Source organism: Niabella aurantiaca DSM 17617 (assembly GCF_000374125.1).
GTDB classification, from domain to species: domain Bacteria; phylum Bacteroidota; class Bacteroidia; order Chitinophagales; family Chitinophagaceae; genus Niabella; species Niabella aurantiaca.
The window spans coordinates 113,672-138,313 of sequence record NZ_KB893649.1; the positions used below are offsets into that span (position 1 = coordinate 113,672).

The following is a 24,642-nucleotide window of genomic DNA, read 5'->3' on the forward strand; positions in this document are numbered from 1 at the left end:
CCCATTGCATTGGCCTAACGGCTGATCACATCGGCTTTATACGGTCTAAAATAAATATCTGTTTCGTATAAGATGCCGGAGGCTGCACAAAAGCAGCTCCATGAATACCCGCAAGAGGCAGCATTGGAAGCAAACCCCGGATCTGCCCGCCCCATTAAAAGTCAAAGATCCGGCTTTCCAACTCTGCCATCAGCTTTGCAACCAATTGAGGATGTTCCGCGCTCCGGTTTACCTGCTCTCCCGGATCCTGGGCCAGGTTGTACAATTCATAACGCCATGCGCCCGCTGCCGTTCTGCCCGGGATCAGTTTCCAGGAACCGTTCCGGATGGCATACTGACCGGAATAGGTATGGTGGATCAATTCTTTCCGGTGCTGCTGCGATTGCGGGTTGCGCAAAACAGCGGCGAAGCTCCTGCTGTCCTTGCCTTCCGGCATGGGCACGCCGATCAGATCCGATACCGTGGCCATCATATCTAGGTTGGAAATAAGCGCACCGCAAACAGCGCCCCGCCGGATAACCGAAGGCCACGACACAATAAAGGGCACCCGGTGCCCCCCTTCATACAAAGCGGCTTTAAATCCTTTCAGGTTTCCGCAGGACCGGTGCCCGTAATCGTTACCGTCGTCGCTTGCGGGTGTGCCCCCGTTATCGGATGTAACGATCACCAGCGTATTCTTTTCAATGCCAAGCTTCTTTAGCTTGTCCACAACTTTCCCCACGGCCCAGTCAAACTCATAAACCATATCGCCCCGCTCCCCGGCCCTGCTTTTTCCCCTGGCAACAGCAGCAGGCGTACAGGGGCGATGCGGCGCCACCGGTGTAAAATAAATAAAGAAGGGCTTCTTTGCGGCAACAGAGGACTCCATGAACCTTACCGCCTCCTGCGCCAGCAAGGGCCCAATGGCGGTGTCATTCCAGTTCTCAGCCATCCAGCCCTCGTGCACTTCCGATGCCGATGTACCGGGAACCGTAGGTGTTTTGGCAGTCCTCCACTTATCCGGGTTGCCCACCACATAACGGTTCATTATAAAAGCATGCGGCTCCATATTCTGCCCGCCTGCTGAACCAAAAAAATAATCAAAGCCCAGGTCATTGGGCCCGCCGAAAGTAGGCGTCATAAAATCCACATTGCGGGTGCCTTTTAACCCCGACTCGTGGAAGTCCTTGGGTACGACAAAACCATAACCGGTCTTTTTTAAAAACCCGATCCCGATATGCCATTTTCCGATTGCCGCAGTGCGGTACCCCGCCTGCTTAAACAGGTCGGCAATCGTTACTTCATGGTTACCGATCAGCGGCTCATCGTATCCGGACCACAGTACTTCTTTCTTTAAACGCGATTTCCAGGCGTATTTTCCATTGATGACGCTGTACCGCGAAGGCGTGCACACCGAGGAAGCCGAATGCGCATCGGTAAACCGCATGCCGCCAGCCGCCAGCCTGTCCATATTGGGTGTCGGTATCCCGGACTCCTTATTATAACAATGCGGATCTCCATATCCCATATCATCGGCCATGATGAAGATCACATTGGGCCTGTCCGCAGGTCTGGTTTGGGCGGCGGCCGCCATGCTCCATAAAACAACTGTCCAAAAAACGGTCGGTACTTTTCTCATTTTGCATTTAAGATGATTTGTTCACCAATCGTTGTTTGTATATAATATGTATGCACCTCCGGCGGCACAAATCCCGCCTCCGGCTGTTTTGAATGATCTAAAAAATCTTTTGTCTGAATGGGCTGCATGAACGGATTCGCTGCTTTTTCCTTTAAGAGCCGGCCGCCTTTTATTTCCAGCGGTACCGCGCTTTTTACGGGCAATATGCCGCCCGCAACGGCTGTTATTGTAGCACTGCTCAGTTTATGCGCCTTCCAGGAGAGCGCTACCTCAAACCCGCCGCGGGCTTTGAGGCCTTTTATTGCTCCTGCGCCCCATTTATCGGGCAGCGCCGGTAATAAATAAAGATACCCGTCATGCGACTGCAAAAGCATTTCAGCAATGCCGGCGGTGGCGCCAAAATTTCCATCGATCTGAAAAGGAGGACAGGCATCAAACAAATTGGCATAACATCCCGAACCGGAAAAAGCGGGGTCATTGTCTTTGACCAGGTGAATGAGTTTTGACAGGATGCTCAATGCCCGGTTGCCGTCATACAGCCTTGCCCAAAGGTTCACCTTCCAGCCCATGGACCAGCCGGTAGCCTGGTCGCCCCGGCGCTCCAGCACCCGCCTTACCGCGCTGGTCAATGCCGGGCTGGTTCCGGGTGTGATCTGGTTACCCGGATGAAACGGGTATAAATGCGATACATGGCGGTGGTGGATGTCCTGGTCTTTAAAATCAAACTGCCACTCCTGCAGCTGGCCAAAGGATCCTACCTGGTACGGCAGCAGCTTTTTAAGCTTTGCAGCGATCTCCGTGTTCAGATCATCCCGGATGCCCAGTATTTCCTGTGCTTCCAGGAAACGTGAAAAGCTTTCCCGGATGATCGCCATATCCATGGTGGGGCCCGGGCTCAGCGTGGCGTTCTTCCCGTCGTCATATACAAATGCATGTTCGGGCGAATGCCCTACGGGCGTAACCAGGTAGCCGTCCTTATTGGGAACAAGCCAGTCCTTATAAAACAAAGAGGCACCCCTGAGCAACGGATAGACCTTTGTTTGCAGAAAAATTTTATCTCCTGTAAAAAGATAATGCTCCCACAAATGACTCGTGAGCCACCCCGCCACCACCGGCCAGAAAGAGCAGGTGCAGATATCAATGGGGTCTGCCTTTCGCCAGATGCTCATATTGTGATTCCCCATCCAGCCCTGGTTGCCGTAGATCCGGAGCGCCGCCTCCTGCCCGTTTACAGCCAGCTCTTCCACCGCCTTAAAGAGGGGCTCATGACATTCAGAAAGATTGGCGACCTCTGCCGGCCAGTAGTTCATTTCCAGGTTGATGTTGGTGGTGTAGGCGCTGGCCCAGGGTGGAATCACTTTGTCATTCCAGATACCCTGGAGGTTTAAAGGCTGGCCGCCATTGCGCGATCCTGCAATCATCAGGTACCTGCCATATTGAAAGAAAAGTGTTACCAGGTCTTCATCCCCTCCCTTCGCATAGTTCATGATGCGCTGATCTGTCGGCTGCAATGATCGTTTGGTCTTTGCATTCAACGTAAATTCAACCCGATCGAATAAATGTTTATAATCTTCAATGTGCCGCCGGTGCAGGTCATCATAATCCAGGTGCTCCAGCTTTGCGATCTGTGCCCGGGTCCTTTCTGAAGCCAGTTTGGGAAATAACGCAGGGCTGGTTTGAAAGTCTTTATAACTGGTAGCGGCGGTGATATACAACACAAATTCGCTGACATCTTTTACGAGGAGAGCGCCCTCTTTTATATACATTTCGCCACCGGTATGTTCAAATTTTATCCTGTTTTGAAAATACATGCCCAACCCGTTGGCTTCACCGGCATATAATACCTGTTTTGCGAACGGCTTCCTGGATCCATCGAGGTTAAAGATCTCCGGGTACTTCCGCTGATCATTGGCACCCTCCACCTGTGCCAATGTTCTTCTCAATACAAAGCCCGGTGCACGGCCATTCAGCAGATACTGATCTCCTTCGGATGCCAGCTCCATGACCGGCTGGTGCGGGGTAGACAAACGGATCGTTCCATTGATCTTATCCGGACCGGCGGCGCTCATTTTCAGTACCAGCACCCTGTCCGGGTTCGATGCAAATATCCGGCGTTCGTACCGGGTATTTTTTACGGTATATGCCACACCGGCGATGGCATCGGACAGGTCCAGGTACCGGTTAAAGTTCCGGACAGTTCCTTTGTATTCAAAATCCAGGAAGAGATCGCTCATCGGCTGATAGCATTCCAATGCCCTGCCCAGCCATTGCCTCGCGATAATGCCCTGTGCTTCGGCATACTTTCCCTCCTTCATCAGCCCGGTCACTTCATTGTACTGTTCCCGGATAGAGGGCACTTTATAGTTGGTAGCCGGGTCTCCCGAATACAGGGTATTTTCATTCAGCTGGATCCTTTCCTTAACGGGATCGCCAAAGATCATAGCCCCCATAAAGCCATTCCCGACAGGTAGTGCTTCCGTCCAGGTCCTGGCGGGTTTATCATAATAAAGCTTCAGTCCGTTTTCCTGAGCAAAGGTCCGTGGTGCCCAAAAGGACCATACCGCCACGCTCATCCATAAAAATCTCATCGGTAGTTTTATTTTTGTTATCAAATATCTTCAAGCGGGGATCTTCCGTTTCACTTCATCCAGCTTATTTGCGGCCATTTGTCAACGGCATCATTTTTCTGTATGGTGCCTTTTGTACTCCTGCCTTCCCTGATATACCGGGTCAGCAAAGCCTTCAGCTCTTTTACCTTACCGGGATAGCGGCTGTACAAATTATTGGTTTCCCCGGGGTCTGATTCCAGGTCATATAACAGGAAAGGCGTTGCTGCCTGCAGACTGTCATATCTTTTATCCGGCACCCATGCGCTCCCCGCCGTTTTTTCGTTACACAAAATAAGCTTCCAGTTTTGCTGCTGTATGGCAAATTCACCTTTTATGGAATGACAGACCGTAGCCTCCCTCAGGGGATGCCTGTAGGCTGCTCCTGAGAGCAGCGGCATTAAATCATAACTGTCCTCGGCCGCATTATCCGGTACCGGGGTATGTACCATGCCGGAAACCGTAGCAAACCAGTCGGCCAGGCTGACCACCTCCGTTGTCACTGTACGCGGTATTATTTTACCGGGCCACTGTACTATCATCGGCACGCGGTGTCCTCCTTCCCAGGCATCTGCTTTATAGCCGCGGTAAATAAAGCTCGGATAATGTCCGTGGTCCTCTATAAATCGTGCATCCACATACGGGGCAAAACCGTTATCTGAAGTAAAAATGATCAGCGTATGCTCATACAGCCCCTTCTTTTTAAGCGTATTTACGATGGCACCCACGGTTTCATCTACCTGTAAACAGAAATCCAGGTAAGCATGTATGCCGCTTTTGCCCACAAAGGACGCGGCTGGCGAAATGGGTTTATGCGGCGCTGTAAGCGAAAAATAGAGAAAAAAAGGATGGGCTGCAGACTGTTCTTCTATGTATTGCTTTGCCTTCAACGTAATATCCGGCAATATGCCTTCGGGGGTAACCGCATTGGAGGCGGGTCCGGGGCGAAAAAAGCGCCCCATATCGGTACGCGTGTATTTGGGGTCTCCTTTTATCCCGTCGTACTGCTGTATGAACTTCCTGTTCTCGATATACATATACGGCGGCATATCTGCAGAAGCGGCAATACCGTAGTAATAATCAAACCCAAGATCGTTGGGGCTTTGCCTGAGCGGTTTTTCAAACGCAATATTTGTAGCGCCCGTTTTTGTATCAAACCGGGGGGCGGCCTGGTCTGTTGTTGCATACTCCAGACCGATATGCCATTTACCGATACAGGCAGTGCGATACCCTTTATTTTTTAATACATCTGCTATCGTCAACCGCGAGGAGTCGATCAGCGGCGGACCATAACCACCCAGAACCCCCTTTTTCAGCCGGCTGCGCCAGTTATATCTTCCCGTTAAGATGGAGTAGCGGGAGGGTGTGCAGACCGAAGAAGTGGTATGGGCGGCCGTAAAGCGCATCCCGTTATTTGCCAGCCGGTCAATATTCACTGTCCGGATCCTTGCATCCGGGTTATTACAGCTTACATCGCCATACCCCATGTCGTCGGCTAAAATAAAAACAATATTCGGATAACGTCCGCTCCCTGTTTGCGCCATCACCAGGCCTGCGGACAAGCCTGCTGCCAGCAACAGCACCATTTTTTTAAAAATCCTGCCTGTAAATAAATCATTCAATAATTCCATGATCTTTTATTTTTTTTCTGCTTTCGTCTGAAATACCGGTGGTCAGTCCACCGTTCCATCTATTTATATCCGGGGTTCTGCTCGATGACCGCACCGGTATTGCGTTCTATTTCGGAATACGGTATGGGCCAGAGGTTATGATAGGATTCAATCGTAAGCCCCGATTTTTCGTTGTACCGCTTGGTCCGGTCGTACAGCATCCCCATCCGGCAAAGCGTTACCATCCGCAGCTCTTCCACATACAATTCACGAAGCCGCTCATCCAGCAGAAAATCGATGGTCACCTGGGCCGCTTCTACCGGATGCGCGTTTGCCCGTTCCCTGATTACGTTAATATCCGCTGCGGCTTTCGCCGGCTCGTTGTTCTTCAGGTATGCTTCCGCGCGCAATAAATAGGTCTCTGCCAGGCGCATCAGGTACATATCCTTCTGGTACACGTCGCCACTCGAATTGAGCAGAAGCACTCCGCCGAAAGGAGCCAGCACAGGATTACCGGCGGCATTTTTTTGCCAGACCTCTTCCGGAAAATCACCTTCGGAAAGTGTTGCTTTTTTAAGGATCGGGAACCAGTTCCGGGTGGTATCGGCAAAACTGCCTGCTTTGGCCTTATACCCATCCGCAACATAATACTTACCAAAGGCATCGGAGTTTGCCGGCGGACCATCAAGACGGATATCGCGCACAATATTGTATTTGGAGTTGCGCATATCATCCGGATCATCCCATACCTCATATAAGAAATAGTTTGATGGCCGCATCCATCCTACGCCTCTTCCGGCGATCTTATCATTAAAACCCTTGATCGCCGGCTGGGAAACAGGCGCCGCTCCTCCAACCGATGCCGACACGCGCAGGTTGGACAGGAAGGGCATGATGGCCCACTGGATAACATCCCTCGTTGCAGTAGCTGCATTCTGATAATCTGCCTGTATGATGAATATGCCTTCCTTGTTGCCACTACTCCTGTTCTGGTTGTTCAGTTCAAAAAGATCCTTATACACATCCCCCTCCCGGGTGGCATGGCGCCCAAACCGGGTCTTCATCAGACCAAGACCCGGATAGGAGATCACTGCAGAAGCTGCTGCAACAGCTCCTTCAAAATCTTTTAACGAGATCAGCACTTCCGTCAAAAGATGCTGAGCCGCCTGCTTATTCACCGCACCATCAACAACGGCATCCACATTCCCCAACGTCTGGATGGCTTCGGTCAGATCCGCCTTGCATTGCGCATATACTTCATCCCTCGTGGCCCGGGTGTAATCGCGCCGGGGAGCGATCGTTTCTTCCAGCACAAGCGGAACACCACCATACAGGTTTGCCAGGAAATTATAGGCCCATGCCCTGAAGAATAACGCCTGCGCTTTAAATTTTATACGGTCTGCCTCCGGTATTACCGTAGAGGTGGTGCTGCGTGTAATGACCACATTGGCATTGCTTACGACCAGGTATAATCCCCGCCATATGGCTTCCGGAACCACGTAGGTGGGCACCATTGTATTTTTATAGTCGTTCAGTTTGGCGGGGGGCGTATAGTCCGTGGCGTTCACCGCAAAGTCTGTGGCATAACGGAGCGGAAAATATGATTCGAGGTTATAGCCGCCAAATAAAATGCTCCGCATCTGGTTGTGTAAATAGTTAATGGAAGACTGAAAGCCGGCAGCATTCTTAAAGGCATTGTCTGCGGTATAAAAATCGAGGGGCTCTTCGGTCAGAAATTTATCCCTGTTGCAGGAGAAACCGATCACTGCAACGCTCAACAGAAATATAATAATCTTTTTCATATACATACTTTATAAATCGATACTTAAACCAATTGAATAGCTTTTCATCAGCGGATAAGCGGAAACATCCAGGCCTGTGCCGGTTTCCGGATCCCATCCGTCCCAATCGGTTATTGTAAATAAGTTTTTACCGTTCAGAAAAACGCGCGCCCGTTTCAGCGCGATCCTGTTTGCAAAGGCCTGTGGCAGGTCGTAGGAAAGGGTAACATCCTGCAGGCGTATAAAACTCCGCTGTATGTACGGAGAAAAAGTCTCTCCCACAGCGGTCGTATAAAACCCGATCTGCCGGTACCGGGCATCGGGGTTTTCCGGCGTCCAGTAATCAAAATCAAAAAAGTTATTGGTCTGCATATTATCCGGGTTTGGCAGGGATGCGCCCGGCTGGCCGTAGTAGTATTTTTTTCCGCCCTGTATGGAATTAATGAACGCTTTTAATTCGAAATGCCGGTACCGCCACGTATTCAATAAGCTGATCCGGTAGGATGGATCGGTGTATCCCAGGATCTTCCGGTCGGCAGCTGCAGAATAGGCGTTGTCGCCATTTACATCCTCAACCTTGTAAGTGCCGTATGTAAAACCTGCGGGAATGATACCGGCACGGTAATCGGCCAGCTGCCACATACCTATGATATGGTAGTCATAGGCCACGCCAAAAGGCTCGCCGATAAATATCTTTGAAGCGATCAGGTCGTCCTCCCGGCCATCACCATTGGCATCAATTCCAAGGATGCTTTCCACTTTGTTCCGGTTCAGGGAAAAGTTTACAGAACCGGACCAGGTAAAATTCTGCCTGCGTATAGGATCCCCGTTCAGCACCAGCTCGATCCCCTTGTTATTCAGTTTACCGATATTCATGGGAATGCTGGTGAGCCCGTTTACCGCGGGAATATTTACGGTATACAGCAGGTCGGTTGTATTAGCATTGTACAGGTTCAGCTCCCCGGAAAGCCTGCGGTTCCACAACGAAAAATCAATGCCGAAATTCAATGTTTTCGTCGTTTCCCATCTCAGGTCCCTGTTGGCCAGCCTGGTAATATTCTGCCCCTGTTGCGCTGCTCCCCCGTCGCCAAACAGGTACCCATTTTGGAAAGAGGCCGTAAGGGTGGACAGGGTTTGATACCGCCCTACGGTCCGGTTCCCGTTCGCTCCATAGGACACCCTTACTTTAAGCTCATCCAACGATGATAATTTATCCCTTAGAAAACCTTCTTCCCGCAGGTTCCAGGCAAAGGCGGCGGAAGGAAAAGTTGCCACTTTGTTTCCCGGAGCAAACCCCGAAAACCCGTCATTTCTTAAGGTGCCCGTAAATACATACCGGCCTTTGAAGCCATAAATAAGCCGGTACATCTGATACAGGCTGGTCTCTTTCCATGCTTCCGATGAAACCCGCTGTAATTCCGCTTTCCCAAATTCAAGCCCGTTGTATCCCAGGGAAGGATTATCAAAACCGGTAGCATTGGCGGTCGTAGCTTCAAATTTGTTTATTTCATACCCATAAACAAATGTTGCGTTCAGGTCATGCGGACCAAATGCCCTTTTATAGCTAAAGATATGATCCAGGGTCTGGTTATACCTGGCGTTATTTGCCTTGCTGGCAGTGCCGGTAAAGTTCTGACCAAAAGGATTGAAATTATAGTCCCTGCCCTGGATATAATTGTTGCCGAAGTTCAGCCGGTAGTTCAGCCCTTCTACAAAAGGAATATCCAGATCGGCATATACCAATGCAAAAAGATTGTTCCGTTTATCAAAATTGTCCTGTGTGATTTCAAGCAACGGATTTAATGCGGCCCTGTTCGGCTGCTTTATGAGGGCACCTGTGGAATCTCTGTATGCCAGCTGGGGCGCCAGCAGTATCAGGTTGGACAGGCTGGGAGAAACACCGGAGTAATCGTTTACGCTGTAGGCGGATTGCATGCCCAGTTTAAACCAGCTTGCCAGTTTGCTCTCAAGATTCAGGCGAAAGCTGTACCGTTTATAGGTATCGTTGATCACCACGTTCTCCTGGTTGGTATAGCCCAGGCTGAAGTAATAGGAGGACTGCTCGGTTCTGCCGCTTATACTGATATCATGGTTCTGCAGCAGCGGCGTTTTATTGGTCAGCATATCCCACCAGTTCGTATTGACCCCTTTTTGAATGCCGTCTGCGACTTCGGCGGGAACCACCTTCAACACATCCCAACCGGGATTGGGATCCAGCAGGTCATCCCCGGTCCTGCTTTGTTCCAGGTAACGGTGCTCTCTCAACCTTAAGTACCCCCTGCTATCCAGGGGCAGCATATCGTTATTGCTTATCTTTTGAAAAGCAAGCGTGGTATTCAAAGAGATCGTAGGTCTTTTTCCTCCCGTTCCGGTCCTGGTTGTTATCAATAATACGCCGTTTGACGCCTGCGATCCATAGATGGCGGCGGCGCTTGCATCTTTAAGGATATCCACGGAGGCAATATCCGCAGGATTGATATCGCTCAGATCTCCCCGGTAGATGATCCCGTCTAAAACGACCAGCGGGCTATTGGTTCCCGATATGGAAACCCGCCCTCTTATGGAAACGGAAGGTGAGGTGCCGGCTTTGTTGACCGCACCTACATTTAACCCGGCTACCGATCCCTGGAGGGACTGCAGTACATTCACATTGGGTGATTCTTTAAATGCCTTCAGATCGGCCCGGGATACGGCACCGGTTACATCTCTTTTCCTCGCCGTTCCGTAGCCGATCACCACCAGCTCATCCATCTTTCCTTCGCTTTGGGTCAGTACGATCCTTAACGCATCTCCTTTTGAAAGCGCTTCAGCAGCGGTGATTTCCCTGCTGTCGTACCCTACAAAACTGATCACCAGCACTGCTTCCCGTCCTGTTTCGATCACAAACCTGCCATCCGCACCGGTTTGGGTCGCCGATCTTGTACCTTTTACCGTTATGGTAGCTCCCGCAAGCGGGTTTCCGGAGGCATCGGTGATCATCCCCCTGATATGGTCAGGAGGCGGAGGTGCCGGATCCGCGCTATCCATCTCCGCGTTGTGCACGGGCAACGGGGCATTGGCCTTGCTCTTGACGATAATGGTCTTATTAAAGATCTGGTAGGTCAATGGCTGGCCGGCAAAGCATTCTTTCAGCACGGTTTCCAGGGGCCCGTCCTTAACGCGGACATTCACCTTCCGGGCCTTTTTTATCAGCGCCTCATCATACAAAAAAAGATACCCGGTCTGCTTTTTGATCTCATAGAATACCTTTTCGATGGATGTGTTGACCGCATGAATGCTGACACGCTGCGCAAACCCGTTTGCATTTACTTTTAAACAGGCCACAATTAAAAAGAAGAAAGCTAAACGCATAGCAACTGTTTTAATTCGCTGCCTCAGAAAGCGGGCGCGCCAGCCGACACCCCTGGCTCCGGCCCGATCTAAGCTTGGAGGCACATTTTGGTTTTCAGAAAATGGTAATACTGAACAACAAAGAAATTTAAATGACATAACTTTGCTTATCCCGGTAACCCCGGGAACAGGTTTGGGTAAAACAATCTTAGTCCGCTGTTTTCAGCGAAGCAATCCATAGCATTGGTTTATCTGAACATTTCACCACTCCGGCTCGGACCCGGAGTGGCTTTTATTCAGAAAAATCGTTCTTTATAATAAGGCATTACTGCAATACAATCATTCCGTTTTTATTTTCAGCGTGTATCCCTGTAGCGATCTCCAGCATTTTCAATACTTCCGACAAAGGCGCGGTACGGCTGATATACCCTGTTACCTTTTTTTCTTCCATGCCGCGGTAAACGATCGTTACATTATACCAGGTACCCAGCTGCCGGGCGATAGAAGCCACATCCTCCGACCTGAACTGGAACAGCCCATTTTTCCATGCCATGACCTGGTCGATGTCTGCCGGCCCCACATCTACCTGCTCCCTGTTGCTGCGCCGGAGTACGGCCTGCTGGCCGGGCACCAATCGTACGCCTTCATTTCCTGCCGCTTTTTCCAACGCGGGTTTTACTACAACGCTTCCTTCCAGAAGCGTAACCTTTGATGCCGGCTCATCATCATAGGTATTGACATTAAAATGCGTTCCCAATACTTCAACGCTGAAACCGTTTGATGTAACGCGAAACCTGCGTGCCGCGTCCTTTGCTACTTCAAAATAGCCTTCCCCTTTTAGCGCGATCTTTCGCTCCCCGCCGATAAACATTACCGGGTAGGTTATTGAAGATCCGGCATTCAGCCACACATGCGTGCCATCGGAAAGCCGCATATCAATCACTTTGCTCCCTTTGGGATTTGTCAGTGTATTGTAGATCTCCCGGGTCTGTACGGTTCCGTCCGCACCCTGGTAAGCCAGCTGTCCGTTCGCAAGCTTTATCAATTTTATATTTCCCTGCAACGTCAGCTGTCCTGCTTCTGCACTGTCCAGATAAACCGTTCTGCCATCGCTCAGGGTAATGGTTGCCCGGCTCCGGTCCGGCGCAGGCACCGTAAGCAGGGCCCTTTTTGCGGAGGGCGCCGGCTTATACGAACGATTGAACACCATGTACCCCGCCGCTCCTGCGGAAAGAACGAGCAAAGCCGCTACAGCCCATCGTTTCCAGTTATGGGTCCTGACTTTTCGTTTTTCCGCTTCCAGCGCCTGCAGCAGTTGCTGCTCGATCCGGAAACGGGACTGATACGTCGTTTTTAAAAGATCCTCAAATTGACGGGCATCCATGAACTGCTCATATAAGGAGCGGTTGGCCGGGCTGCTATTTACCCATTCCATCAGACGCTCGTCTTCCGCCGGGGCAATTTCTTCCCTTAATTTTTTTACGATGAATGCGGCAATCGTCTGATACTGGTCCATAAAATGATCTTCCTATTGACTATACGTCAAAAAGAAAAATTGTACTCAAAAAAAAGCAGTTTTTTTTAAACTTTTCCCCAGTTTACATAAAAGGAGCAGAAAACAAGCATGCCCTTCCCTGTTAGAGAAAGCCGTAACAGTTTAAGGGCCCGGGCTTTGTGATTACGTACGGACTGGTTTTGGATCCCCAGTATGGCGGCAATTTCCTCATTGCTTTTTTCATAAAGATAGGCGAGCATGAATACTTTCTTTATTTTGGGAGGCAGCCGGTCTATTTCTGTTTGAACCAGCCGCAGCACTTCAGCCCGGATGTCCTCGTGCAGGTCTACCTGCATCTCAGTGTTGCTCAGCCTCGCCAGCGAATTGGCCCCTTCCCGGTATTTCTTCGATTTGCGCAACCAGTCTATGGAGGCATTTTTTGCGGTAACGCGAAGAAAGGCGGCGATATTGTGCCCGTTTTCGAAACGCCCCCTGTTGTTCCAGAACTTAATAAAGGTTTCCGCTGTAATGTCTTCGGCCTGGGCAGTATCCGTCACCATTTTTTTTACATAAAAGAAAACAGCAGGATAAAACTGATGGTACAGGCTGGTAAACGCAGCCGGATAACCGTTATTAAAACGGTCAATCAGTTCTCCTGTGATCTCCTCCATGCCTTGCAATAATACAAAAACTAATTTAAGGGGATCTTTGCAGGAAAGCATTTTTTCCCGGGCAAATGAACCGGACCGGAAGCCCCTCCCGGCCAGCATATGGCAACAAGTAACAGAACGGCACAGCTTTGCCGTTACATAGTACCGGGCTACAAACCTGCACAGGAAGGCTCAACGTATCCCTATAGAGAACACGATCAATAATGATCAATGGGTTTGGCGCCCATTTGTAAAACAAGCCTGCCTCCTTTTACAATACGCTCCCAGGGAACAAACGGAGCATGCAATCTTTTCCGGTCTAAAAAAATGGATTGCACATATATATTATTATCGCTGTTGTTCTTTGTTTCTATAATCCAGTCTTTACCGCTATAATACCGGGGGCTGAGCCGGATGGTGATCTTATCAAACAAAGGACTGCCCACGCCCATTTCCGGATGCCGGCCGGTTAGCCCCTTTACGTCAAACAACCCGATCGCCGCCATTACATACCAGGCGCCCAGCTGCCCCTGGTCCTCATCCTGTCCAAAACCGTAGCCGTGCACTCCTTCGATGCCATAGAACCGGTTGCAGATCGCACGCACCCATTTTTGGGAAAGAGATGGTCTTCCGGAAAAATTAAACAGCCAGGAAACATGAAGGTTGGGCTGGTTGCCATGGTTATAGATACCGGCAATGCCTGCAAAGGCATCTACAGTGGCCCCGCCGCCGAACAATGCTTTTTGAGCGACCGTAAAAACACTGTCTAACCGCCGGTTGAATGCCTGCCGTCCTATTTTGCGGATCAGCGATTCCATATCCTGCGGCACAAAATACGTGTACTGCAAGGCGTTCCCCTCCTGAAACCCACGCCATGGCTGGGCCGGATCAAAGGGCTCCACAAATTTACCATTGGCCAGCCGGGGTCTTACAAGTTTGATCCCCGGATCATAGACTTTTTCCCAGGCCTTTGATAACTGCAGGAGGGTGTCCGCATCTTTTTTTTCCCCAAGCAGCCTTGCCCACTGCCCCACCGCATAGCAACTAAATGCGTATTCCAGGGTATGGGAAACGGAGAATTGCCAGCGCTCGCCGCTGCCGGATCCTGTATCCCGGTGGTCTACATACCCGTATTTACGAAACCGGTCAAGATCCGTCTTGCCGGCGCCAAAAGGGCGGTTCCTCCATTCCAGCTCATTCTTCCGGGCCGCTTCGTACGCCTGCTTCACATCAAAATCGCGGATGCCGGCCATATATGCACCGGCAAAAACAAGCCCTACAAAATTGGTGCCCACTCCCGAAACATAGCGGCTGTTGGCAATGCCATCGCCCAGCCAGCCCGCATCCCGGTACACCAGCAGCTGGCTTTTGATAAAATCTGAATAATACTCCGGATATACCAGCGCCCACAACTGGGCAAGGTTCCAGTAAATACCCCATACAGCATCGGTGTTGTAATGCTGGTGCACAGGCTTTCCGCTTTTATCCAGCGGGATCTGCCCTATGGTACCGTCATTTTTGGGATAGGCCCCGTTCACATCACTGGCAAGCCCCCTTCCCAACAGGGCGTGGTAAAGGCCCGTATAGAACTTTACAAGGTCGGCCCGTTTTTTTCCGGTAACATCGACCCGGCCCAGGTATTGATTCCATATTTTTTTTGACTGTGCCCTTGCCTCGTCGAAGGAGAGCGCCGCAGCTTCTTCCTCCAGGTTCCGCCGTGCATTTTCAACCGAGGTATAGGAAAGGCCTGCCTTAACGGTTATGGGTTCATGATCCTTTGTGGCAAAACTCAGGTACAGGCCGGCTCCTTTTCCGTGCGCTTCTGACGCTCCGGCCTTCACCCGGTCTCCGTTAAAAACACCATACGCCGCAGGCTTTTTGCTAACCACCGCCGAAAAATACAGGGTAACCGATGCACCGGGCTGGTATTTCCGGACATATACGGGTAACGTGGTCACCCACCCTTCTACACGGCCATCCGGGAGCAAACAGACCCGGGCGTCCTTTACCGGCCCGCTTTCACCCTGGCGGTTGCCAATGTCAAATAATATATGCGCCTGCCTGTTTGCAGGAAATGTATAACGGTGAAAGGCGGTTCTTTTTGTTGCGGTCAGCTCCGCCCGGATCCGGTAATCCTTCAGCAATACCGAATAATAGCCGGCCGTGCTGATCTCGTCTTTGTGATCAAAACGGGAACGGTACCCCCCGTCCGGATCCTCCAGCCTGCCGGGAGTGGTTTGCAATGCGCCGGTAATGGGTGCGAATACCACGCCGCCGATCTGGAACTCATGAAAATTGGGAAACCCTTCAATGGACCCCTGCCGGCAATCATAGCCGGTAGCTTCCCAGCCACTTGCGTTCCCATAACTGCCGTTGGTTGAAGGTGCCGGCTTGGCCATGCCAAAGGGCAGGGCGCCCGGTGTATAATGAAACCAGCGGCAATGGGCTGTTCCGATATTGGGATCGACAAACGATGTATAGTCCCTTTGCGCGGCTAACTGTTTGCCACACAGGCTGCACCCGGTTAACAAAAAAAACGGCATGAAAAAAGAAATTCTCACAACTATTTGCTATTTGATCATTAAACGGTTCAGTCAGCAGGGACCTCCTGCTGCAATAAGGTTCCGTACCCACTGCAGGCCGCACCATATAAGGTTGCCTGCTCTCCCAGCAGGGATCGGCATACCCGTACGGCAGGAAAATGACGACGGACCTGCTCTGTGGTCTCCAGCTGAAACCAATCATAAGCCTGGGCAATATTGCCCCCGATCACCACGGCCTCCGCAGCTTTCATTTCAATAAACCGGCACAAAAAAGTACCGAGATTCCTTCCAAATTCTTTAAACAGCTGCCGGCCCCGGCTGTCTTCTTTTGCAGCAGCGGCAATTTCCCGTACGCCGTTCAGCTGTTGACCAGCCACCGTAGCATAACGCTCAACAAACCACCTTGTTGACAGATAATCTTCTGCAATGCTTTCCCCAAACGGAAGCTGCCAAAGATCAGCGCTGTGCGCATGCCCCTTCTCATAAAAGGCTGAGCCAAGTCCTGTGCCCAGTGTTACACCCACCACCCTTTCAAAACCACTGCTGGCAACACCCGTAAACACTTCTCCCTGCAAAAAACAGGCAGCGTCGTTCTTTATATAAAAACGTTCCGGCCTTATCCCCAGTTCTTTCGCAAGCACTGTTTTAATATTGAGCCCGTATAAAGCATCGTATTTTCCCTGGGCCGTCATCAGGCTGATGCCTTCGTCATAATCAAAGGGTCCCGGCATTGCCAGGCAAATTCCGGGAACAGCGGCCTGCCGGTTTACTGCGGCGATGCACTGGCTCCAGGTTTCGATGATGGCCGCTGGTCCGGCGCCCGAATCTACAGGCCTTCTTACGAGCGAAGACGTTATAAGCCTGCGCGCATCCATATCGATCAGCGCTGCGGTTATATGCGTACCGCCGATGTCTGCGGCTAAGATCAGGTTACCTGTGGCCATTACGGGTGTACTATTTTTTCTTTCGGATCATCCAATGATTCGCTCCGGGCAACACGGCCTTCCGGGGCATTGCGCTTCCACTCCGCCTCTATCTGCTCTAGCGATTTCCCTTTTGTTTCCGGAAGGAGCCGGTACACTGTAATGAATGCGATGATGCCGAAGGCAGCAAAGATCCAGAATGTGGGGCCGGTTCCCAAACCTTTTAAAAGTACCGGGGTCAGCTGGCCTACGATCGTATCGGCGATCCACATGACCATAATACTGATGGCCATTGCCCTTCCCCGGATCCTGCCCGGAAAGATCTCTGCCGCTACCACAAATTTCAAAGGACCGATCGAAAAAGCAAAACAGGCAAGAAATGCCATTACACAGATCAATAGCCAGATAGTGGTAGTGGCGCCGGTTACAAAACAAAGCCCCGTTAAAAACAGGGTGACCGTTGCACCTGCTGTGCCCCAAAGATACAGGGGCCTCCGGCCGGCACTGTCTACTTTCCACAGTGCAATCAGGGTAAAGATCATGTTGGCAAACCCGAAGATCACCTGGCTTATCAACGAATTGCTCAGCGAAACACCAGCGTTGCTGAGAATGCTCGGGCCATAATAAATAATCGCGTTAATGCCGCTGAACTGGGAGAACAGGGGAAGCAGGATCCCCAATATCAATGCTTTCCGCCACCGGGGTGAAAACAGCTCTTTATAAGCGGCGCTGCCCCCCGGAACCGGCTCCTGCAGCTGCCCGGCCTGAAGTGCGTCACCCGGCGACAGCGCATCGACAATGGCGCGCGCCTCTGCCAACCGGCCCTGCTGTGCCAGCCAGCGCGGGCTTTCCGGCACCAAAAGCAATCCGAACAAAAATAAAACAGCGGGAATCACGCCCACCCCCAGCATCCCCCGCCACACTTCGCTGCGAAAAACAAGATCGAACCAGCCGCTGCCTTCCGGCGCATGACCTGCAGAAAAACGGACCAGCCCCGCATTGGAAAGATAGGCGATCAGGATCCCCAGCGTGAGCGCAAACTGGTAAAAGGTCACCAGCCGCCCCCTGATCTTTGCCGGGGCTATTTCCGAAATGTAGAGGGGCACTACATTTGAGGCCAGCCCGATGCCGGCTCCCCCCAGAAAGCGGAAGACAAGCACCCCGGTCAATGAGGGCATTACAGCACAGCCCAATGCCGATAACAGGAAAAAAAGCGCTGCAATAAACAGGGGTTTTCTCCGGCCCAGCCGGTCGCTTAACTCGCCGGATACCGCCACACCGGCAATGCAGCCGATCAGTGCCACCGAAACGAACCAGCCTTCTTCAAAGGCAGAAAGCGTAAATTGTTTTTGCAGCAGCGGAAGTACGCCCGAAACCACGGCCATGTCAAATCCGAAGAGAAAGCCGCCCAGGGAAGCAACCAGGGTGATGATAAAGATCGAGGACCGTTTATTGTAAGCAAGCATCTGTAACTATTGAATGATTTAAGACTTTTGATTCCGTTTTGCCATTGGTCATGCTTCTTTTAAATGATCAATGGCATCCTTGATAAATACCCTTACCACTTTGGCCCGGCTTTCACCCTTGTTGATCAACGTATATTGTTTTGCCGCTTCCGGGATCACAAACGTTTCCGCATAATGATACACCTGCTCCACGGTGCCTACTCTTACCGAAACGGACCGGCCTTCCACCAGCATCAGCACATTACAGCTTTCGCCGGTAGTTAAAGAAACCTGATCATCAAACTCTACACGGTGCACATCATAAAAATGATGCGGGTGCGTGGGCAGATGGTAGGTTTCCCAACCGGCTCCGCCTGCGATCCGCCGGGGGGTGGAAATCAGTTCGCGGGCCACATAATCGCCCCGGTACTCAAAACGAAGGTTATTAAAAGCATGTTCAATATTGATGGCCCTGGGTTCCCCGTTCAGGTCTACCTGCAGCCAGTCGTACATTTTGAACGTGAAAATATAGGGCGTGGCACTGATCTCCAGCACAAGATTATTGGCTCCGGAGCTATGCACCGTTCCGTTCGGGATCAGGAAGAGGTCGTGCTTATGCGCTTTGTGCGTCTGTACAAACTGTTCTACAGGAACCACTACGTTGTTCTGGTGGCTTTTTTCCAGCACGTCGCGGAAAACATCCGGCTCCACATCCTCCTGAAAGCCGAGATAGACCCGGGCATCCTCCCTGCAATCCAGGATGTAGTAGGTTTCATCCTGGGTAATATGCTCGCCGAAATGTTTGCGTATATAGGACAGTCCCGGATGACATTGAATGGAAAGATTGCCTCCGTCCCAGGTATCCAGGAAGTCAAATCTTATGGGAAATTCGTCGCCGAAGAAAGCAGCATGCTTTCCAATAACGCCGGGTGCATTCCAGAGCATCAGAAAATCAAATGCCAGCTCCAGCAGGTAGCCGTCACTTTCCAATACAATGCCGTTCTCGGGGACGATCAATTCAAACGACCAGGCATAGTTGACTTCTTCCTGGTTAAGACCGTGCAGGTGCTTTTTCATCCACTGCCCGCCCCAGACGCCCGGCTCGAACCAGGGACGCACCCGGAAAACGGTTTGAGCCATCTGGTGCAATGCTTCGCGCACCGTTCCGGAAAAAGCCCAGTTCAAAGAATGACGCCATTGCACATCTGCGATCACGGTCATCTTATCCAGGATACTTTTTTTGTGCGCATTGTGCACCACCCAATCCACAAAATAAAAGCGCTTGTACATCCGGGCGGACAGTTCGGGTGTCTCTGCACCCAAATTAGTGATGGATCCTGCCCGCATCCGGTACTGGATCTCGTTTTTGGGCACATCCAGGTACACTACCGGTGCATCCCATTCGCACAAGGCGGCACCCGCACCGATCACGATCGTACAATCGGCCGCCGCATCCGCCTGCGCTTTTCTTAAACCATCCGTATCAAAAAAATCGGCAAGCGTATGGGAGCAGCGCCGGCCCCAGATGGCATTGTCGGCGCCCAGAAACGGCTGCACCATTTCGCCGATGCGGGCGGGCGGTTTTAAATAATCCTTTGTAAAGATCCAGCGCACAACAGCACCACAATCCCGGAATGCTTCCGCCAAACAGGCATGCACCTCCTCCCAAAGCACCCCGCTGTAGCCATCAATAACGATTTTCTGCTCCCGGAGCATCCATTGAGCCAGCGAGGCATATCCGCTGTGGATCTGGCCGGCTCCCACCGGATAAAAAGGGTATAATGAATAGGCATCCGTTTCGGCATCCTGGTTCCGCAACCGTTGCGGCATCAGGGGTTGCCCGCTTTTCCTGAACAATTGCGAGGGTTTTTCCTTTGTTTTCATATCCGTCTTTATCATTTCTGTCATAGTAAGTTCTTCTTGTTATGCTCCGTCCTGCACGGGCTGCAGCTTCCCCAGCTTACCGCAGGCAATCCGCCCTGCAAAACAACACGATCCGGCAGGCGCGGGCTGCTTTAATCGCAAATGTATATACATTATAACATATAACGAAATCTTTCCGTTTTTTCCTCGCTAAATACTCCCGGAATAAAGAGCGACCCTATCAAAGCTACGCTTCTTTGCTTCCCGGGCCACCGCACCGAGCTCAATAGAAACCCGTTTCGGTGGCGATAATTTTGTATCTTTAAAAAAATGTTTTTATGTGGGATTTCCTGGACCTGCTTTATAAGATGACCGTTTTAATAAAAGGCATTGCTGGTCTTACGCCGTTCGCAAAAAGAACGAAGGCTTTATAGTACCTGCATTCATTGGTCATTTGTAAATCTCCATATTTGTAATGTTTACAGTAATTCTGATCATCCTGGTTTTTGTCATCGTTGCGGGATATACCCAGCGCAACAAATAAGCCCTGCTTTAAGCCGTGTCTGATGCCCGCCCCTGATCCGGAAGGCGGATCGTATTTATTTCTTTGTATATTTGTTTTACAGATAAACCAGAAGGCCGCCCTTATGAAACCAGGCCCAAACAAAGTGCCCTGATACAGCCCGGAATCGCATAACAGGCGCGGTACCTACCAAACAATCCGGCAACCCGGCTGTTTCCTGCGACTATCTGCAATGCTCCATAACCAAAAAATATTTATGCGTCACCTCAAAATCCTCCTGTTTATGAAAACATTCCCCTTATTCTTTTTAAGTTGCTGGATGGGCCTGCAAACAATGGCCTCCTGCAGCAAACCGGATCCCTCTATCCAGTCGAAGCTCAATGCCGCCATACAGGAGGAACGGCTCTCACTGGAAAAATCGCTGGGCGTGCCGGTACCTTCCATCAGCGTGCTCATCGAATCGCCAAAGGGCCGCTACTTCACTTCCTCTGCCGGAAAGAACGGGAAGCCGGTTACCGCAACCACCACCTTCCGGTTTGCCAGCAACACAAAAAATTTCACGGCCACCGCTATCCTGAACATGCAGCAGGACGGCTGGCTGAATATCGAAGACAAGATCACTGCCGTGATCCCCGGCAGCGCCCTACCCTATGTGCCTTTAGATGCGAACTGGGATTTTCCGCACAAAAACGAGATCACCATCAAACAACTGTTACAGCACAATGCGGGTGTTTACGATCTTACCAATGATACCAGCCAGTACCAGGTTAACGGGGATACCTACCTGGAACATTCCATGAACCTGAACCCCGATCACCAGTTTACGACCTCCGAATATGTCAGCGTGCTTACCCAGCACCACCTTACCTACGGGTCTCCCAATACGGTGTATCATTATTCCAATACCGGCTATTCGATCCTCGGAGCGATCATTGCAAGGATCTACTCCTATCATTCGGGTAAAGCAAAGACCTATGCCGATTATATGCATGAAAAGATCACGGGTACTTCCGCCAAAGTGCCGCTTGGCGTCCGCTTTATTGAAAACGCAACGGATCAGCAGTTGCCCGCCCCCTATATCACGGGGATGATCCGCTTTCCGGATCATACAGAAATCACCGATAAAGAAAATGCCTCCGGTCACGTAGCTGAAGGCAACGGAACAGGTACCATGGCCGATCTGAATCAATACATCCGGAGCCTGATGCAGGGGCGCAATGTGCTGAAACCGGAAACCGTTGCCCTTATGCAAAACAGCGAAGGCCCGGCCAAACCACCGGGGGGCAACCGGTATGCCCTGGGCTGCTCTTATGTCGGGGGACTGGGATATGGTCACAATGGCGCTACCGTAGGCTACCTGTCCATGATGGTTTATGATCCTGCTGCTAATGTGTCTGTGGTCGTTTTATTACCTTACTGGGATCTTGGAAGTCCGGATAGATTTGCACAATGCCTCAACACCCTGGCCAGGGCCGGCCTGGCTGCCCGCAGGGCACTGGGTTACCCTGGCAAATAATACAAGGCCCGGCACCGGAACACCGGGCCGGGCTTTTACCACAACCAACACCTGCCACTTAATTGAGTTCGGTAACAAACTGTTCTTTATGCTTCCTGACCTTTTTAAGGTTTACAAGCCAGTCTTTTTCTGTATCCCGGTATCCCAGGGCAATGATCACGGTGCTGCGCAATCCCCGCCCGCGCAGGCCAAGGAGCGCATCCAGCTGTTCCGGATCAAACCCTTCCATCGGAGTTCCGTCAACACCTTCCGCCGCGGCTGCAACAATGGTCACGCCCAGCGAAAGATATGCCTGCCGGGCCGCATGGGCATATCCCCCGTCTTCATCCATGCGTCCAAAATTATTCAGTAACGACTGGCGTTGCCGTTCCAGCCGTTCCGGATCTCCGCCCCTTTCCTTTGCCGTATGGGTAATAAACCCATCGATCCGTTCCGGCGTGTACCGGTCCCAGGCGGCAAATACCAAAAGATGCGAGCAGCCGGTGACCTGCTGCTGGTCGAACGCCGCCGGGCGGATCTTCTCTTTTAATTCCTGGTTGCTGATCACAATAATTTCAAAAGGCTGTAACCCGTTGGAGGAAGGTGCCAGCCGCGCCGCCTCTAAAATCCGCCCGATCTTTTCCTGTGGAATTCTTTTCCCGTTCATCGCCTTGGTAGCGTAACGCCAGTTGAGTTGCTCAATGATTTCCATAATATCTGCTGTTATCTGAAACTGTTAAAAACAAAACGGATCCTGTGATCCTTTAAAAAGTCATCGCCCGCTATTGCCGCGGCTGCAATTCGAGGTAGATCTTTACCTCGACATCTTTTGCAACTGCCTGCCCTGTCGGATCAAAAAGGATATGATAGTCAAAGCGATTGATCTTTATTGCGGTTTGGAAGCCGATCACCTCCTTTCCCATCTGGTTCTTTGTTTTTCCGCCATAAACGGCCTCCAGGACCACCGGCTTTGTAACATCTTTAATGGTCAGGTTCCCTTTCAGGGTATAGCGGTTGCCGGATCTCTTTTTAAAACCGGTACTCACAAAACGCATTTCAGAGAATTTCTCCGCGTCAAAAAAATCCGTAGTCCGCAGGTGTTTATCGCGGGGCGCTACTCCGGTATTGACGCTGGCGGTAGCAACGGTAAAATCAATCTTTGCATCGGTAAAATCCGGCTTCGACGATTCCATCGTTCCCTGGAATTTATCAAATTTACCGGTCACAAAGCTAATGCCCATATGCCGGATCGTAAAGTTGATGGAGGAGTGCATGGGGTCTGCCGACCAGGTGGTTTGGGCCCATAACTGGATACTGAATATTGAAAGCCCGAGGAATAAGAAAACTTTTTTCATCTGTTGATAATTTTTTAAGAACATATACTGCTTTACAAATGCAGGTGCAAATCAACCACAAGTGCTGGTCTTAAAAAATAACCTAGATTAAGTGGCGGTTTACAGGGTGCGGAAAGCGTTGGCCGGAATGTTAAGTATTATATAAACAATCAGCGAATCAGTGGCTAATAAATCATTGCAGCCGCAGATGCACAGATTTAAAGATCTTAGCCATCGCTGGGGCACTCACTAAAATAGTTTTTTAGCACCCTTGCGCCTCCTACACCAAAATAATCAGCGAATCAGCGGCTAATCATCATTGCAGCCGCAGATGCGCAGATTTGGGATTCATTGTAATAAAAAAGCCACCGGGACTGATCCTGGTGGCCTTGTCAATTATATTACCGAACGGTTATCCCACCATCCGCTTGCTTTCCTCCCACTGGATCCGGCCCAGCCCGGGATGCACATGCCGGTCGCTATGGTAAGAGGAGCGCACCAGCGGGCCGCTTTCCACATAGTCCAGTCCCATTTCATAACCGGCGTCTTTATAAAAGGCAAATTCGTCCGGATGCACGAACCGCTGTACCGGAAGGTGTTTGGGAGTTGGCTGCAGATACTGCCCGATGGTAACCACATCGCATCCGTTGTCTTTCAGGTTCCGCAGGGTCTGCAGCACTTCTTCCCGGGTTTCGCCCAGTCCCAGCATAATGCCGCTCTTGGTACGGGCGCCGCCTTCTTTTAAGGTACGGATCACTTCCATGCTGCGCCAGTATTTGGCCTGGATGCGCACCTGCCGTGTCAGCCGCTCCACCGTTTCAATATTGTGCGAGATCACTTCCGGGGCTGCCGCCATTACGGTATGGATATCTTCTTTTTTTCCTTTAAAATCCGGGATCAGGGTTTCCAGCGTTGTATCCGGGTTCAGGGCCTTTACGGCCCGGATGGTGTTGTGCCATATCGAAGCACCGCCATCCTTCAGCTCGTCCCGGTCTACCGAGGTGATCACCGCATGCTTTACCTTCATCAGGTAAATGGCCTCCGCCACCCGTTGCGGCTCGTCATAGTCCACCGCTTCAGGACGTCCGGTAGCCACGGCGCAAAATCCGCAGCTGCGGGTACAAATATTTCCCAGGATCATAAAAGTGGCGGTTCCCTCCCCCCAGCACTCTCCCATATTAGGGCAGTTGCCACTTTCGCAGATCGTATGCAGTTTGTGCTGATCCACCAGGCCGCGTACGTGCTTATAGCTTTCACCAATCGGCAATTTAACACGCAGCCAGTCGGGCTTTTTTATCTTACTTGTTACCGGTAATTCGATCATTGCGCGAAAATACTACAATTTATGCTCAATACTTTTCATTTTGGGGCTATGGGCTGCAGAACAGACCCTGGCTCCGGCTCCCGCTGCTCCGGGCTGCGGCCC

15 protein-coding genes are annotated in these 24,642 nt (G+C 51.1%); 1 reads left to right on the plus strand and 14 read right to left on the minus strand.

What is annotated here, in order from left to right:
* Window positions 1-154: 154 nt before the first annotated feature.
* From B160_RS0127310 to B160_RS0127365, 11 genes are all read right to left on the minus strand, one after another.
* Complete coding sequence (locus tag B160_RS0127310; protein ID WP_018631158.1) at window positions 155-1,618, minus strand: sulfatase family protein; 1,464 nt, start codon at window positions 1,616-1,618, stop codon at window positions 155-157.
* The gene (locus B160_RS0127315) at window positions 1,615-4,206 is read right to left on the minus strand and encodes a glycoside hydrolase family 95 protein (protein ID WP_157558261.1); all 2,592 of its coding nucleotides are present in this window, start codon (window positions 4,204-4,206) and stop codon (window positions 1,615-1,617) included. The genes B160_RS0127310 and B160_RS0127315 overlap by 4 nt, the downstream gene beginning before the upstream one ends.
* Before the next feature lie 50 nt (window positions 4,207-4,256).
* Entirely contained in the window at window positions 4,257-5,855 is a 1,599-nt protein-coding gene (locus B160_RS0127320) for a sulfatase family protein (protein WP_018631160.1), read from the minus strand.
* A 59-nt stretch (window positions 5,856-5,914) separates the two neighbouring features.
* A complete protein-coding gene (locus B160_RS0127325) occupies window positions 5,915-7,636 on the minus strand; it encodes a RagB/SusD family nutrient uptake outer membrane protein (RefSeq protein ID WP_018631161.1) in 1,722 nt (573 codons plus the stop codon).
* A 9-nt stretch (window positions 7,637-7,645) separates the two neighbouring features.
* Window positions 7,646-10,966: a SusC/RagA family TonB-linked outer membrane protein gene (locus B160_RS0127330; RefSeq protein WP_018631162.1), complete on the minus strand. Its 3,321-nt coding sequence runs from the start codon at window positions 10,964-10,966 to the stop codon at window positions 7,646-7,648.
* 304 nt (window positions 10,967-11,270) lie between these two features.
* Entirely contained in the window at window positions 11,271-12,461 is a 1,191-nt protein-coding gene (locus tag B160_RS30320; protein ID WP_018631163.1) for a FecR family protein, read from the minus strand.
* 65 nt (window positions 12,462-12,526) lie between these two features.
* Window positions 12,527-13,111, minus strand: coding sequence for an RNA polymerase sigma factor (locus B160_RS0127340; RefSeq protein WP_018631164.1), 585 nt, complete (start codon window positions 13,109-13,111; stop codon window positions 12,527-12,529).
* 197 nt (window positions 13,112-13,308) lie between these two features.
* On the minus strand, window positions 13,309-15,633 hold the full coding sequence (locus tag B160_RS0127350; protein ID WP_018631166.1) for a GH92 family glycosyl hydrolase: 2,325 nt from the start codon (window positions 15,631-15,633) through the stop codon (window positions 13,309-13,311).
* 47 nt (window positions 15,634-15,680) lie between these two features.
* Window positions 15,681-16,577 carry an ROK family protein gene (locus B160_RS0127355; protein ID WP_018631167.1) on the minus strand — a complete coding sequence of 299 codons (897 nt, stop codon included), beginning with the start codon at window positions 16,575-16,577 and terminating at the stop codon, window positions 15,681-15,683.
* Window positions 16,577-18,022, minus strand: coding sequence for a sugar porter family MFS transporter (locus B160_RS0127360; RefSeq protein WP_018631168.1), 1,446 nt, complete (start codon window positions 18,020-18,022; stop codon window positions 16,577-16,579). Before B160_RS0127360 ends, B160_RS0127355 begins: the two co-directional genes overlap by 1 nt.
* A gap of 48 nt (window positions 18,023-18,070) precedes the next feature.
* Window positions 18,071-19,885 carry a class I mannose-6-phosphate isomerase gene (locus tag B160_RS0127365; protein ID WP_018631169.1) on the minus strand — a complete coding sequence of 605 codons (1,815 nt, stop codon included), beginning with the start codon at window positions 19,883-19,885 and terminating at the stop codon, window positions 18,071-18,073.
* Window positions 19,886-20,670: 785 nt separating this feature from the next.
* On the opposite strand from B160_RS0127365, the gene B160_RS30325 reads away from it, so the two are divergent.
* On the plus strand, window positions 20,671-21,903 hold the full coding sequence (locus tag B160_RS30325; RefSeq protein WP_169540161.1) for a serine hydrolase domain-containing protein: 1,233 nt from the start codon (window positions 20,671-20,673) through the stop codon (window positions 21,901-21,903).
* Between the two features lie 58 nt (window positions 21,904-21,961).
* Here the strand turns inward: B160_RS30325 and B160_RS0127385 are convergent, their stop codons facing one another.
* The 3 genes from B160_RS0127385 to lipA form a co-directional block, all read right to left on the minus strand.
* Window positions 21,962-22,594 carry an NAD(P)H-dependent oxidoreductase gene (locus B160_RS0127385; protein ID WP_018631173.1) on the minus strand — a complete coding sequence of 211 codons (633 nt, stop codon included), beginning with the start codon at window positions 22,592-22,594 and terminating at the stop codon, window positions 21,962-21,964.
* Window positions 22,595-22,664: 70 nt separating this feature from the next.
* Window positions 22,665-23,237: a YceI family protein gene (locus B160_RS0127390; protein WP_026310068.1), complete on the minus strand. Its 573-nt coding sequence runs from the start codon at window positions 23,235-23,237 to the stop codon at window positions 22,665-22,667.
* Between the two features lie 391 nt (window positions 23,238-23,628).
* Window positions 23,629-24,540 carry a lipoyl synthase gene (gene lipA, locus B160_RS0127395; protein ID WP_018631175.1) on the minus strand — a complete coding sequence of 304 codons (912 nt, stop codon included), beginning with the start codon at window positions 24,538-24,540 and terminating at the stop codon, window positions 23,629-23,631.
* Window positions 24,541-24,642 lie beyond the last annotated feature (102 nt).